Origin of the sequence: Jannaschia sp. R86511, assembly GCF_042466345.1 — a bacterium.
Lineage (GTDB): Bacteria > Actinomycetota > Actinomycetes > Actinomycetales > JBBAYJ01 > Aquipuribacter.
In genome coordinates this window covers 3577945-3591156 of the sequence record NZ_JAXHCD010000001.1, presented here as the reverse complement: position 1 = coordinate 3591156, position 13212 = coordinate 3577945, and the positions used below count along the sequence as shown (strand labels likewise).

14 protein-coding genes and 1 pseudogene are annotated in these 13212 nt (G+C 75.7%); 13 read left to right on the top strand and 2 right to left on the bottom strand.

Translation table 11 applies throughout. The annotated features are described in order from the left end of the window. Positions 1-3: 3 nt before the first annotated feature. Positions 4-456, bottom strand: a complete 453-nt coding sequence (locus SJY06_RS16760) for a MarR family winged helix-turn-helix transcriptional regulator (protein WP_380168669.1) — start codon at positions 454-456, stop codon at positions 4-6. Positions 457-514: 58 nt separating this feature from the next. Between SJY06_RS16760 and SJY06_RS16755 the strand changes: the two genes are divergently transcribed. From SJY06_RS16755 to whiG, 8 genes are all read left to right on the top strand, one after another. Next, positions 515-1159, top strand: a complete 645-nt coding sequence (locus SJY06_RS16755; protein ID WP_380168668.1) for an NAD(P)-dependent oxidoreductase — start codon at positions 515-517, stop codon at positions 1157-1159. Then, positions 1156-2058, top strand: coding sequence for an NmrA family NAD(P)-binding protein (locus tag SJY06_RS16750; RefSeq protein WP_380168667.1), 903 nt, complete (start codon positions 1156-1158; stop codon positions 2056-2058). Before SJY06_RS16755 ends, SJY06_RS16750 begins: the two co-directional genes overlap by 4 nt. Positions 2059-2102: 44 nt before the next feature. Further along, complete coding sequence (locus tag SJY06_RS16745; protein WP_380168666.1) at positions 2103-2426, top strand: DUF2469 domain-containing protein; 324 nt, start codon at positions 2103-2105, stop codon at positions 2424-2426. A gap of 123 nt (positions 2427-2549) precedes the next feature. Then, positions 2550-2978, top strand: coding sequence for a YraN family protein (locus SJY06_RS16740; RefSeq protein ID WP_380168665.1), 429 nt, complete (start codon positions 2550-2552; stop codon positions 2976-2978). Beyond that, complete coding sequence (locus SJY06_RS16735) at positions 2978-4603, top strand: YifB family Mg chelatase-like AAA ATPase (RefSeq protein WP_380168664.1); 1626 nt, start codon at positions 2978-2980, stop codon at positions 4601-4603. The genes SJY06_RS16740 and SJY06_RS16735 overlap by 1 nt, the downstream gene beginning before the upstream one ends. After that, positions 4600-5814, top strand: a complete 1215-nt coding sequence (gene dprA, locus SJY06_RS16730) for a DNA-processing protein DprA (protein WP_380168663.1) — start codon at positions 4600-4602, stop codon at positions 5812-5814. The genes SJY06_RS16735 and dprA overlap by 4 nt, the downstream gene beginning before the upstream one ends. A gap of 4 nt (positions 5815-5818) precedes the next feature. Then, positions 5819-6760, top strand: coding sequence for a tyrosine recombinase (locus tag SJY06_RS16725; RefSeq protein ID WP_380168662.1), 942 nt, complete (start codon positions 5819-5821; stop codon positions 6758-6760). Between the two features lie 17 nt (positions 6761-6777). Beyond that, the gene (whiG, locus tag SJY06_RS16720; RefSeq protein WP_380168661.1) at positions 6778-7782 is read left to right on the top strand and encodes an RNA polymerase sigma factor WhiG; all 1005 of its coding nucleotides are present in this window, start codon (positions 6778-6780) and stop codon (positions 7780-7782) included. A 43-nt stretch (positions 7783-7825) separates the two neighbouring features. On the opposite strand, the gene SJY06_RS16715 is transcribed toward whiG, so the two are convergent. Further along, positions 7826-8437: a peptidoglycan DD-metalloendopeptidase family protein gene (locus tag SJY06_RS16715; RefSeq protein ID WP_380168660.1), complete on the bottom strand. Its 612-nt coding sequence runs from the start codon at positions 8435-8437 to the stop codon at positions 7826-7828. Positions 8438-8806: 369 nt separating this feature from the next. On the opposite strand from SJY06_RS16715, the pseudogene rpsB reads away from it, so the two are divergent. The 5 genes and pseudogenes from rpsB to SJY06_RS16690 all read left to right on the top strand — a co-directional run. Then, positions 8807-9613, top strand: a pseudogene (rpsB, locus tag SJY06_RS16710) (30S ribosomal protein S2); the annotation flags it as partial. 392 nt (positions 9614-10005) lie between these two features. After that, positions 10006-10836, top strand: a complete 831-nt coding sequence (tsf, locus tag SJY06_RS16705) for a translation elongation factor Ts (RefSeq protein WP_380168659.1) — start codon at positions 10006-10008, stop codon at positions 10834-10836. A gap of 73 nt (positions 10837-10909) precedes the next feature. Further along, the gene (gene pyrH / locus SJY06_RS16700) at positions 10910-11602 is read left to right on the top strand and encodes a UMP kinase (protein ID WP_380168658.1); all 693 of its coding nucleotides are present in this window, start codon (positions 10910-10912) and stop codon (positions 11600-11602) included. Positions 11603-11660: 58 nt separating this feature from the next. Next, positions 11661-12218, top strand: a complete 558-nt coding sequence (frr, locus tag SJY06_RS16695; protein WP_380168657.1) for a ribosome recycling factor — start codon at positions 11661-11663, stop codon at positions 12216-12218. A 4-nt stretch (positions 12219-12222) separates the two neighbouring features. Then, the gene (locus tag SJY06_RS16690; protein WP_380168656.1) at positions 12223-13197 is read left to right on the top strand and encodes a phosphatidate cytidylyltransferase; all 975 of its coding nucleotides are present in this window, start codon (positions 12223-12225) and stop codon (positions 13195-13197) included. Positions 13198-13212: the final 15 nt, after the last annotated feature.

Here is a 13212-nt window from a genome sequence, read left to right as displayed (position 1 = left end):
GGCTCAGGTCGCCGGGGCCGGCGGCTCGCCCCAGGGGCGGGCGAGCGCGTCCCGCAGGGCCGTCACCGCGTCCTGGCCGATCCGTCCGGCCAGCACCTGCTCCAGCGCGCCCAGCTCGCGCAGCGCCTCGCGCACCAGCTGCTGCCCGCGCGGGGTCAGGGTCACCACGACGGCGCGGGCGTCCCGGGCGTCGGAACGGGTCGCCAGGACGCCGTGGCCGACCAGGTCGGCGACCGCGCTGTGCATGGACTGCCGGGTCACGCCCACCCGGCGGGCCAGCTCGGCCACGCTGGCCCCGTCCGGGCCCAGCGCCGCGAACAGCTGCGACTGGCTGCGAGTCAGCCGGGGCCAGCCCCGCGCGGCCAGGGCGTCCAGCAGCGCCCGGTCGAACCACTCCGCCGCCCGCAGCAGGGCCAGGGCCAGACCGGGGGCGTCTGCCGGGTCGCTGGGGTGCACGCCGCGAGTCTAGGTGCGTATGATCGTCAGGCAGGCTGACAATCTCTGAGGAGGCACCATGCGGCTGACGGTCCTGGGCGCGACCGGGCGGACGGGCAGGTACGTGGTCGCTGCGGCGCTGGCGGCGGGGCACGAGGTGACGGTCCTGGCGCGCACCCCGACCGCGGTCCCGCAGACGCTCGGCGCCGACGCCGACCGGGTCACGCTGGTGCCGGGCGACCTGCAGGACGAGGCGGCGGTGGCACGCGCCCTGGCGGGTGCGGACGCCGTCGTCAGCGCGGCGGGGCCGGGACGCGCCAGCCCGCCGGACCTCATGGTCTCGGCCGCCCGGGCCGTCGTGGCGCAGTCGCGGGCCCAGGGGGTGCAGCGGCTGGTGTGGCTGACCGGGGCGGGGGTCCGCCGTCCCGGCGACAGGCCCGGCCCGGCCGACCGGTTGATCGTCGGTGTCATGAGGCTGCTGCAGGGCGCGGTCCTGCGCGACAGCATCGCGGCGGTCGACGTGGTGGCCGCCTCGGGCCTGGACTGGACGGTCGTGCGCGCGCCGCGGCTCACCGACGGCCCGCCCGCCGGTGGCACCCGCGTCGTCGGGCAGGTCGGGGGAGGCCACGGCACCCAGCTGCCGCGGCAGGACCTGGCCCCCTTCCTCGTCGGGCTCGCCGCCACCCGGGAGTGGCTGCACCAGGCGCCGGTCATCAGCTCGTGAGCGGCCCCGTGGTCGTGACCGGGGCGACCGGGAACGTCGGGACGCCGCTGGTGCACCGGCTGCACGAGGCCGGGGTGCCGGTCAGGGCCGCCCTGAGGCCCGGTGCCGGCACCGCCCCCGCGGTGGCGCTCCCGGCGGCGGCGTTCCCGGCCGCGGTGCACCGGGTCCCCTTCGACTGGCAGGACCCCGCGACCTGGGAGGCCACCTTCCGCGGGGCCCGGGCCGTGTTCGTCGTGCGGCCGCCGCACCTGAGCCGACCGACCCGGCAGATGCTGCCCGCCCTGCGGGCCGCACGGGCGCTCGGGGTCGCGCACATGGTCCTGCTGTCCCTGCAGGGGGCCGAGCGCAACCGGTTGGTGCCGCACGCCGCGCTGGAGTCCTGGCTGCGGGAGTCCGGCGTGGGGTGGACCTTCGTCCGCCCGTCGTTCTTCATGCAGAACCTGACCGGGACCCACCGGGCCGAGATCCGGGACACCGACGAGATCGTCGTCCCCGCGGGTCGCGGAGCGACGGCGTTCGTGGACACCCACGACGTCGCGGCGGTGGCCGCCACGGCGCTGCTCGCCCCCGGCACCCACGAGGGACGGGCGTGGACCCCGACCGGTCCGGCGTCGCTGACGTACGAGCAGGTCGCGGCGGCGCTGGCCCGCGAGCTGGACCGTGACGTCCGCTACCGCGCCCCGGGCCTGCCCCGCTACGTCCGTCACGCCCGGTCCGGCGGGATGCCCTGGCCGATGGTCGCGGTGACGTCGGCCATCTACTCCGTCGCCCGGGCGGGTCGGGCGGCGGCGCTGACCGACGACGTCCGACGGGTCACGGGGCGCCTGCCTACGCCGCTGGCCGAGTTCGTCCACCGGGAGCGGCGGGCCTGGCTCCGCCCACCGGCCCCGGACACCTAGGCCGGGGTGCCGGTGGTGGTGCCGGCTGGTGCCACGATGGACCGGTGAGCGCCGAGGACCTGGAGAAGTACGAGGCCGACCTGGAGCTGCAGCTGTACCGCGAGTACCGCGACGTGGTCGGGCTGTTCAGCTACGTGGTCGAGACCGAGCGACGGTTCTACCTGGCCAACGCCGTGCAGGTGACGCCCCGCGGGGCGGACGGCGAGGTGTGGTTCGAGGTCCACCTGACGGACGCCTGGGTCTGGGACCTGTACCGGCCGGCCCGGTTCGTCAAGGACGTCCGCGTGGTGACGTTCAAGGACGTCAACGTCGAGGAGATGGCCAAGTCCGACCTGCAGGTGCCCAAGAGCGGCGGCTTCGAGGGCTGAGCGCGCGCCCGCCGGCCGGTCCGCCGGCCCGCGGTGTGTTCACAACGCCTCGCGCCCCCCACCCGTCCACAGCGGTGAGCGCCGGCGGGTCCTGGCCGCCGCCCGCCGGGGCACCGTCGGGTCATGGCGACAGCAGGGTCCAGGGCGACGGCGGGGTCCGCAGCGGCGGGGTCCACAGCGGCGGTGGGGGTGTTCGGCGAGCAGCTGGTCCACGACCGCCTGGTGGGTGCGGGCTGGCGGGTGCTCGAGCGCAACTGGCGCAGCGGTGACCGCGACTGCCCGGGGGAGCTCGACCTGGTCGCCGTGGACCCCGACGGCGTCCTGGTCGTGGTCGAGGTCAGGACCCGGCGCGGCGACTCCTGCGGCACCGCGCTGGAGTCCGTGACGCCGATCAAGCTGCGTCGGCTGCGGCGGTTGTTCGGGGTGTGGTGGTCCTCGCAGGACCCCCGGGCCCGGGTGCGGTACGCCGGCGGGGCGCGGGTGGACGTCGTCGCCGTGCAGCTGCGGCGCTCGGGACCCTGCGACGTGACCCACGTGAGGGGCGTCGGCTGATGGGGCTCGGGCGGACGTCCTGCGCGGCGCTGGTGGGCCTGGACGGGCACGTGGTGCAGGTCGAGGCGCACGTCGCGCCGGGCCTGGTCTGCTGGGTCGTGGTGGGGCTGCCCGACGCCGGAGTGCTCGAGGCGCGGGACCGGGTGCGCTCGGCCCTCGTGGCCAGCCGGCAGGCCCCGCCGCAGGCCCGGGTGACGGTCAACCTGTCACCGGCCGGCCTCCCCAAGTCCGGGACCGCCTTCGACCTCGGCGTGGCGATCAGCGTGCTGGCGGCCGTGGGCCAGGTGCCGCCGTCGGTGGCCGAGGTCGGGCACGTCGGTGAGCTGGGCCTGGACGGGGCGGTGCGTGCGGTGCCCGGTGTGCTGCCGGCCGTGCTGGGGCTGCAGCGGGCCGGGGTCACGAGGGTCGTGGTCCCCGCGGCCAACGCCGAGGAGGCGCGGCTGGTCCCCGGTGTCGTCGTCCACGGGGTGCGCTGCCTGGCCGAGGCCGTGGCCCTGCACCGGGGGGAGCCATGGCCCGAGGTCGCCCCGGACACGGCACCGGACGGCCCCGCCGCGGGTCCGGCGCCCGGCCAGGGGCCGGCCGCCGTTGCCCGTGCGGCTGGCGGTGCGGGTGCCGGTGCCGGCGGCGGGCTGCCCCACCTGACCGGTCCCCAGGCACCGGGCGGCGACCTGTCCGACGTCGTGGGCCAGCCGATGGGCCGTCGGGCGGTAGAGGTCGTCGCCGCCGGCGGGCACCACCTGCTCATGCTGGGCCCGCCCGGGGCCGGCAAGACCATGCTGGCCACGCGGCTGCCCGGGCTGCTGCCCGACCTGGGAGACGACGACGCCCTGACCGCCACGGCCGTGCACTCGCTGGCGGGCACGCTCGCGGTGCCGCGGCTGATCCGCCGGCCGCCGTTCGAGAGCCCGCACCACACCGCCAGCGTCACCGCGGTGGTCGGGGGCGGCACGGGGCTGCCCCGTCCCGGGGCCGCCTCCCGGGCCCACGCCGGGGTGCTCTTCCTCGACGAGTGCCCCGAGTTCCGGCGCGGGGTGCTCGACGCGCTGCGCCAGCCGCTGGAGCAGGGGGTCGTCGAGGTGCACCGGGCCCGGGGGGTGGCCCGGCTCCCCGCCCGCTTCCAGCTGGTGCTCGCCGCCAACCCCTGCCCCTGCGGGCGGGCCTCGGCCGGCCCGCGCGGGGCCGCCTGCTCCTGCACCCCGGTGGCCCGGCGGGGCTACCTGGCCCGACTCTCGGGACCGCTGCTGGACCGCGTCGACCTGCAGGTCGACGTGCCCGCGGTCACCGCGGCCCGCTGGGCCCAGGACGAGGCCGGTGAGTCGACGACGGTGGTGGCCGCCCGGGTCGCGGCGGCCCGCTCGGCGGCCCGGCAGCGGTGGGGTGCGGCCGCGGCGACGAACGCCCAGGTGCCCGGGCCCCTGCTGCGCTCGGCCCGGCACCGGCCCCGCACCGACGTGCTGGCCCCGCTGGTGTCCGGCGTCGACCGCGGCACGCTGACCGCGCGGGGCTTCGACCGCGCGCTGAGGGTCGCGTGGACGCTCGCCGACCTGGCCGGGCGGGACTCGCCGGGCCCTGACGAGATCGCCGAGGCCGTGGCCTTCCGGACCCTGGGGGCCGCCGCGTGACACGTCGGTCCGACCCCGCCGACGGCTGCGAGGACGAGCGGCTGGCCCGGGCCCACCTGTCCCGGGTGGCCGAGCCGGGGGACCGGGCCGTGACCGGGAGCGCGTCCCCCGGGCGCTGGGCGGCCGTGCTGGCGGACCTGCGGCGCGGCCGCGGGCCCGACGTCTGGCAGACCCGCCACGACCGGCTCGAGGAGTCCACGACCGAGCTGGTGGCGCGTGGCGCGCGCTGCGGCATCGAGCTGCTCACGCCCGCCGACCCGGCCTGGCCGGACGGGTTGCGGGACCTGGCCGAGCTGTCCCCGCGCACCGACCCGGACGGGGGTGCGCCGATCTGCCTCTGGGTGCGGGGGCAGCTGCCGGCCTGCCCGCCGCCCGCCGTGGCCGTCGTGGGGGCCAGGGCCTGCACCGCCTACGGGGAGCACGTGGCCGCGGAGCTCGGGGCGGGGCTGGTGACGCGCGGCTGGACCGTCGTGTCCGGTGCCGCCTACGGCATCGACGCCGCCGTCCACCGCGGGGCGCTGGCGGCGGCGGACGGCGCCGCCTCGCCGACCGTGGCCGTGCTCGCCGGCGGCGTGGACCGCGCCTCCCCGGCGGGGCACGAGGACCTGCTGCGGCGCACCGTCGAGGCGGGCGGTGCGGTGGTGTCGGAGGTGCCGCCGGGCACCCGGCCGGCGGCGTACCGCTTCCTGCTGCGCAACCGGCTCATCGCGGCCTGGGGTCTCGGGGTGGTCGTGGTCGAGGCCTCCCACCGCTCGGGGGCGCTCAACACCGTGCGCACGGCGGTCGACCTGTCACGGCACGTCGCGGCGGTCCCGGGCCCCGTGACGTCGACGGCGTCGGTGGGGACCAACCGCCTGCTGAGGGACGGGGCGGCGTGCGTCACCGGGGCCGACGACGTGGTGGAGCTGCTGGGGCGCATGGGCCTGTTCGCCCCGGGGCCGACGTCGCCCGGCTTCGGCGCCACCGGTCGCGAGGAGGACGCGCAGGCGGCGCTCGCGCAGCGCAGCGGTCCCCACGGCCTGCGCGTCTGGCAGTCGCTGCGGCCGGGGCGTGCCCGTGACCTGGACCACCTGGTGGTCGAGGTGGGCCTGGCCCACCGCCTGGTCGCCACGGCCCTGGCCGGGTTGGAGCTGGCCGGCGTCGCGGTCCGGGGCGAGTCCGGCTGGCGGCGTGGCGGCACGGTCGGGGCGGGGGGCGTCGTGGTCCCATGAGCAGGTGGCCGAGCCCAGCGCGTCGGAGAGCCCACCGGTCCTGCCCGAGCCGTCACTGCTCGTGCTCGCCCGGTTCGTGGACTGGCTGCGCCTGGAGCGCGGTCGGTCGCCGGCCACGGTGCGGGCGTACCGGGCGGACGTGTCGTCGCTGCTGCTGCACGCCCTCGGCCAGGGGCAGGAGCACGTGTCGGGGCTCAGCACCGCCCACGTGCGCTCCTGGCTCGGGGCCGGGCAGCAGTCGGGCTGGTCCCGGGCCACCACGGCCCGGCGGGCCGCCGCCGCCCGGACCTTCACGTCGTGGGCCGTGCGCCACCAGGTGCTGACGACCGACCCCGCCGGCCGGCTGGTGTCACCGCGCCGCCCGCGCCACCTGCCGCGCGTGCTCGACGAGCCGGAGGCACGCCGGTTGTGCGAGGCCGCGGCGGCGGCGGCGGACGGCGGTGCGGTCGGCCTGCGCGACCACGCGCTGGTGGAGGTGCTGTACGCCACGGGGGCGCGGGTCGGCGAGGTGGTCGGGGTCGACCTGGCCGACGTCGACCGGGAGCGACGGGCGCTGCGGGTCACGGGCAAGGGCGACAAGGAGCGGGTGGTGCCGCTAGGCCTGCCCGCGCTGCGCGCCGTGGACCGGTGGCTGGCCGAGGGCCGCCCCGAGCTGGCCACGCCGACGTCACCGCCGGCGCTGCTGCTGGGCCGCCGCGGCGGCCGCCTCGACCAGCGGCAGGCCCGCGACGCCGTCGCCCGGACCGCCCGCGCGGCCGGGCTGGCCGACGTGCACCCGCACGCGCTGCGGCACAGCGCGGCCACGCACGTGCTGGACGGGGGAGCCGACCTGAGACTGGTACAGGAACTACTCGGTCACGCTACGCTCACGACGACGGAGATCTACACCCACGTGTCGCAGGCTCGCCTGCTCGCTGCCTACCACCGGGCGCACCCGCGGGCCTGAGCACCGGGAGGGGACCGATGGCGAGCACTACGTCGATGACGGGCGGGCGCGCATCGGGTGACCGGAACGGCACGGGGACCAGCACGGACACGGGGGTCAGCACGAACACCGACAGCAGCCAGGACACCGCCCAGGGCACCGAGCCCGACGAGGGCTCGCCGGACGTGGTCGTCGACCTGTCCGCGGCGGGCACGTCGGAAGACGACGGGTCCCCGGACGACACGGGTGACGCGGCCCCGACGCCGGCCGAGGAGGCCGAGGCGCTCGTCGTCGCGATGTGGCGGGAGTACAAGGACACCGGCGACCGGGCGGTCCGGGACCGGCTGATCGTCCACTACTCCCCGCTGGTCAAGTACGTGGCCGGCCGGGTGGGTGTGGGCCTGCCGCCCAACGTCGAGCACGCCGACCTGGTGTCCTACGGGGTCTTCGGCCTGATCGACGCCATCGACAAGTACGACCTCGAACGCGCCATCAAGTTCGAGACGTACGCGATCTCCCGCATCCGCGGCGCCATCATCGACGAGCTCCGCTCGATCGACTGGATCCCCCGCTCGGTGCGCAGCAAGTCGCGCGAGGTCGAGCGCACGTACGCCGCGCTCGAGGCGGAGCTGCACCGCAGCCCGACCGAGCAGGAGGTCGCCGACCGGCTCGGCATCTCCATCGGCGACCTGCACCAGATCTTCTCCAAGGTCTCCTACGCCAACGTCGTGGCCCTGGACGAGCTCATGCACGCCGGCAGCGAGCGCGGCGACTCCCTCACGCTGGGCGACACGCTCAAGGACAACCGCGCCGAGGACCCGGTGCAGGCGTTCGAGACCCAGGAGACCAAGTTCCTGCTGTCCCGGGCCATCAACCTGCTGCCCGAGCGCGAGAAGATCGTCGTCACCCTGTACTACTACGAGGGCCTCACCCTGGCCGAGATCGGCCGGGTGCTCGGGGTGACCGAGTCCCGGATCTGCCAGATGCACACCAAGGCGGTCATGCAGCTGCGGGCCAAGCTCAGCGCGGCCGGCGACGGCTGACCCGTTCTCCGGGCTCCGGCCGGCGAGGGGACGACCCGGTCACTCACGGGTCGGGCCCCGCCGGGAGCAGCCGTACCGCTCCGCCCCGGCCCAGCCACCACCACGGGTCGACGTAGCGCCCCTGCACCCGGACGCCCCAGTGCAGGCAGGCGCCCGGGCCGGGAGGGCACCCGGCGTGGCGCGGCGTGCCCCGCACCACGGCCACCGGCTCGCCCGCGGAGACCGTCACCCCGACGCCCACGCCGCCGGCCGCGGTGACCGGTTCCAGCGAGGTCAGCGTCCCGCCGGGGTGCTCGACGACGACGACGCCGCGCCCTGCCACCGGCCCCGCGAAGGTCACCACCCCGTCGGTGGGGGAGACGACCGTGGCGCCGGCGGCCGCGGGCAGGTCCACCCCGCGGTGGCCGGGGCCGTAGTCGTGCGGGGGTGGCACGAACGGCCGCACCACCGGGCCGGGCAGCGGGGGGACCCGCTCGCCCGCCGACGTCGTCCGGGCCGCGCCGCTCGCCCGGCCCGGCGGCGGTGGGCCCTGGGCGACCGTGGCCGGCGCGGGGGGGTCGGGGACCGGTCCCGGGGTGGCTGCAGCGGCCACGACCGCGGTGCCGCCCAGGACGAGCACCGCCGCCGTCACCCATCCCGTCACCGCTGCAGCCACCGCACCAGCCTCCGGGGCCGGGGGAGCGGCCGCAGAGGGCCGGTCCCCGGTTGTGGACAGGGCGGTCCCTCTCGCGGTTGTGGACACGCGCCGTGTCCTCACCGACCCCGTCGGCCCTGGTGGGCGACCGGTCGACCGCAGCGACGTGGTTTGGAGGCCCGTGCCCCGGGCCGTACGATGGCCCGACAGCCGGGTCCGCCCGGCTAGTTCGCGCGCCCTTCTCCGCCCAGGCGGGGGAGGTCCCCGGTCCCGCCCCACCGTCCGCGGTGGAGCGGGGAGGACCGCCCAGGGCGCCAGGAAGCGGCGTCAACCGGCGTCGCTGCAGAACCGGACAGGGCGCCTGAGAGGCGTCGGAAGGAGTGCGTCGGCATGGCCGTCGTCACGATGCGCCAGCTCCTCGAGAGCGGCGTCCACTTCGGGCACCAGACCCGTCGTTGGAACCCCAAGATGAAGCGCTTCATCTTCACCGAGCGCAACGGGATCTACATCATCGACCTCCAGCAGTCGCTGGAGTTCATCAACGTCGCCTACGACTACGTCAAGCAGACGGTCGCGCACGGCGGCAGCATCATGTTCGTCGGCACCAAGAAGCAGGCGCAGGAGCCCGTGGCCCTGCAGGCCGCGCGCGTGGGCATGCCCTGGGTCAACCAGCGCTGGCTCGGCGGCATGCTGACCAACTTCCAGACCGTCTCCAAGCGCGTCCAGCGCATGCGCGAGCTGGAGACCGTCGACTTCGACGACGTCGCCGGCTCCGGGATGACCAAGAAGGAGCTCCTGGTCCTCCGTCGCGAGAAGGACAAGCTGGAGAAGACGCTCGGCGGCCTGCGCGACATGACCAAGGTCCCCAGCGCCGTCTGGATCGTCGACACCAAGAAGGAGCACCTCGCCGTCAGCGAGGCCAAGAAGCTCGGCATCCCGGTGATCGCGATCCTCGACACCAACTGCGACCCCGACGAGGTCGACTACAAGATCCCGGGCAACGACGACGCGATCCGCTCCGTCGCCCTGCTGACCCGCGTGATCGCGGACGCCGTGGCCGAGGGCCTCGTCGCCCGCTCCGGCGGCGGCGACACCACGACGGCCGAGGAGCCCCTGGCCGAGTGGGAGCGCGAGCTGCTCGCCACCAGCGAGGCCTCGACCCCGGCCGCCACCGAGGCGCCGGCCGCCACCGAGGCGCCCGCCGCCACCGGTGACGCCCCCGCCCCGGTCGAGGCTCCGGTCGACACGGCCACCATCGAGACCGCCGCGACGGCCCCGGCCGCCGAGGCCACGACGGAGGCCGCTGACGCCGCCGACGCGGCTGCCACGGAGGCTCCGGCCGAGACGGCTCCGGCCGCCGAGACGGCTCCGGCCGCCGAGGCGACCGAGGCCACCGAGGCGACCGAGGCCCCGGCCGCCGAGGCGACCGAGCCGGAGACCACGCCCAGCGCCTGAGGCGCCGCACCACCCACCCGCCGGGCCCCCACGGGCCCGGCGGGTGCGGGCGGGCACCCGCCTGAGCACGTCGCACCACAACGCACGAAAGACCAGGGCCCACGAGGCCCTCACCCACTTCGGAGGAGTTGTCCGTGCCCAGCTACACAGCTGCTGACATCAAGGCCCTGCGCGAGCGGACCGGCGCCGGGATGATGGACGTCAAGAAGGCCCTCGACGAGGCCGAGGGCGACACCGGCAAGGCCGTCGAGATCCTGCGCGTCAAGGGTCTCAAGGGCGTCACCAAGCGCGAGGGGCGCAGCGCCAGCAACGGCCTCGTCGCCGCCCACGTCGACGGTGGCACCGGTGTGCTCGTCGAGGTCAACTGCGAGACCGACTTCGTCGCCAAGGGCGAGCGCTTCAAGGAGCTGGCCGACACGGTCCTCCAGGTCGCGGTGGCCTCCGGCGCCGCCGACGCCGACGCGCTGCGCGCGGCCGACACCGGTGACGGCAGCACCGTCCAGCAGCTGCTGGACGAGGGCAACGCCACCCTCGGCGAGAAGATCGAGGTGCGTCGGGTCGCCCGCCTCACCGGCGCCCACGTGACCTCCTACCTGCACCGCACCAGCCCCGACCTGCCCCCGCAGATCGGTGTGCTGCTCGCGGTCGAGGGCGAGGACACCGGCACCGCCCGCGACGTCGCCCTGCACATCGCGGCCATGTCGCCCAGCGTGCTGAGCGCCGAGGAGGTGCCCGCGGAGACCCTCGAGGCCGAGCGTCGCATCGCCCACGAGACGGCCGTCAACGAGAACAAGCCCGAGCAGGCGCTGCCCAAGATCGTCGAGGGTCGCGTCAAGGGCTACCTCAAGGAGAACGTCCTCCTCGAGCAGGCCTTCAGCAAGGACAACAAGAAGACCATCGCCAAGGTCCTCGACGAGGCCGGGCTCACCGCCACGGCGTTCGCCCGCTTCCGCGTCGGCAGCTGATCACGTGGTGACGGAGGAGCTCGAGACGTCCTCCGCGGCAGTCCCGGCGCTCTCGGACCCCCGAGGGCGCCGGGTGCTGCTGAAGCTGTCCGGCGAGGCCTTCGGCGGTGGCAGCGTGGGCGTCGACCCCGACGTCGTCGCGCGCGCCGCCCGGGAGATCGCCGCCGCGGCCGACCTGGGCGTCCAGATCGCCATCGTCGTGGGCGGCGGCAACTTCTTCCGCGGCGCCGAGCTGTCCCAGCGGGGCATGGAGCGGGCCCGCGCGGACTACATGGGCATGCTCGGCACGGTGATGAACTGCCTGGCCCTGCAGGACTTCCTCGAGCAGGCCGGCCGGGACACCCGGGTGCAGACCGCCATCACCATGGGCCAGGTCGCCGAGCCGTACATCCCCCGCAAGGCCATCCGGCACCTGGAGAAGGGCCGCGTCGTCATCTTCGGCGCCGGCGCCGGGCTGCCCTACTTCTCGACCGACACCGTCGCCGCCCAGCGGGCGCTGGAGGTCAAGGCCGACGTGGTCCTGATGGGCAAGAACGGGGTCGACGGCGTCTACACCGCCGACCCGCACAAGGACCCGACCGCCACCAAGCTCGACCGGCTCACCTACGACGACGCCCTGCGCCAGGGCCTCAAGGTCGTGGACGCCACCGCGTTCAGCCTGCTCATGGACAACCGGCTGCCCATGGTCGTGTTCGGCATGGAGGGCGAGGGAGACGTCACGCGCGCCCTCGTCGGTGAGAGGATCGGCACGCTCGTCACCGGCTGACCGGCCGGACGGGGCGACGCGGGCGACCGGGACAGACGCTGCAGCAGGAGGAGACGACGTGATCGACGAGGCACTCTTCGAGGCCGAGGAGAAGATGGCCAAGGCCATCGAGGTCGTCAAGGACGACTTCGCCGGCATCCGCACCGGCCGGGCCAACCCCGGGATGTTCAACAAGGTCATGGTCGAGTACTACGGCGCGTTCACCCCGCTGCAGCAGCTGGCGTCCTTCCAGATCCCGGAGGCCCGCACCGTCATCGTCGCGCCGTACGACAAGAGCTCCATGGCGGCGATCGAGCGGGCGCTGCGCGACAGCGACCTGGGCGTCAACCCGAACAACGACGGCAACGTCATCCGGTTGAACCTGCCGCAGCTGACGGAGGAGCGCCGCAAGGACTACATCAAGCTCGCCCGGGCCAAGGCGGAGGACTCGCGCATCTCGGTGCGCAACATCCGGCGCAAGGCCAAGGAGGAGCTCGACCGGCTCGTCAAGGACGGCGAGGTCGGCGAGGACGAGGGCAGCCGGGCGGAGAAGGAGCTCGAGGTCCTCACGCGCAAGCACGTCGACGAGATCGACGAGCTCCTGCGCGGCAAGGAAGTCGAGCTGCTGGAGGTCTGAGCCGATGACCAGCCCGGCCGACCCGGCGCCGACGGGACCCGCAGCGGCTCCCGTCCCGCCCCCGGCCCTGCCCCCGGTGCTGGCCGCGGCGCCCGGCCGGGTGGCCGTCGTCCCGGACCCCGCCCCCGAGCCCGCCGCGGCCACCCGGACCGGACGCCGGCTGCGGGACCGCCGGGCCGGGCGCAACCTGCCCGCCGCGGTGGCCGTGGGCGTCGGGCTGGGCGCGCTGGTGGCGGTGTGCCTGTTCGTGCGCAAGGAGGCGTTCGTCGTCCTGGCGGCCGCCGCGATCGTGCTGGCGGTGTGGGAGCTGGCCAACGCGTTCCGCGCCCGACGGATCCGGATCCCGGTGCTGCCGGTCGTGGTCGGCTCGGTGGGCATGCTCGTGTCGGCCTTCGCCGCCGGCGTCGAGGCGCTGCTGGTCTCCTTCGCCCTGACGGCCTTCGCGGTGCTGCTGTGGCGGGTGCTGGACGGCCCCAACCCCGTCCGGGACGTCACGGCGGGCATCTTCACCGCCGCCTACGTGCCGTTCCTGGCCGCGTTCTCGCTGCTGATGCTGGCCGAGCCCGACGGGCCGTACCGGGTGCTGGCGTTCCTCATGGTCGCCATCGGCAGCGACATCGGCGGCTACGCGTTCGGCGTGGTGTGGGGCAAGCACCCGCTCGCCCCGTCCGTCAGCCCGAAGAAGTCCTGGGAGGGCCTGGCCGGCTCCGCGGTGTTCGCCGTCGTGCTGGGGGTCGCGGGCGTCACCCTCGCCCTGGACGGCCCCTGGTGGGCCGGCGCCGCCCTGGGCCTGGCGATCGTGCTGACCGCGACGGTCGGCGACCTGTCGGAGTCGCTGCTCAAGCGCGACCTCGGCATCAAGGACATGGGCAGCCTGCTGCCCGGCCACGGCGGCATCATGGACCGGCTGGACTCGCTCCTGCCCGCGGCCCCCGTGGCCTACCTGCTGCTCACGGTCCTGGTCCCCGCGACGTCCTGATCGGCCGTCCTTCGG

What these genes read in the sequence shown, in the direction of transcription:
- SJY06_RS16755 (WP_380168668.1), top strand. Translation starts at nt 515, where the DNA reads ATGCGGCTGACGGTCCTGGGCGCGACCGGGCGGACGGGCAGGTACGTG.
- SJY06_RS16740 (WP_380168665.1), top strand. Translation starts at nt 2,550, where the DNA reads ATGGCGACAGCAGGGTCCAGGGCGACGGCGGGGTCCGCAGCGGCGGGG.
- SJY06_RS16735 (WP_380168664.1), top strand. Translation starts at nt 2,978, where the DNA reads ATGGGGCTCGGGCGGACGTCCTGCGCGGCGCTGGTGGGCCTGGACGGG.
- whiG (WP_380168661.1), top strand. Translation starts at nt 6,778, where the DNA reads ATGGCGAGCACTACGTCGATGACGGGCGGGCGCGCATCGGGTGACCGG.
- SJY06_RS16690 (WP_380168656.1), top strand. Translation starts at nt 12,223, where the DNA reads ATGACCAGCCCGGCCGACCCGGCGCCGACGGGACCCGCAGCGGCTCCC.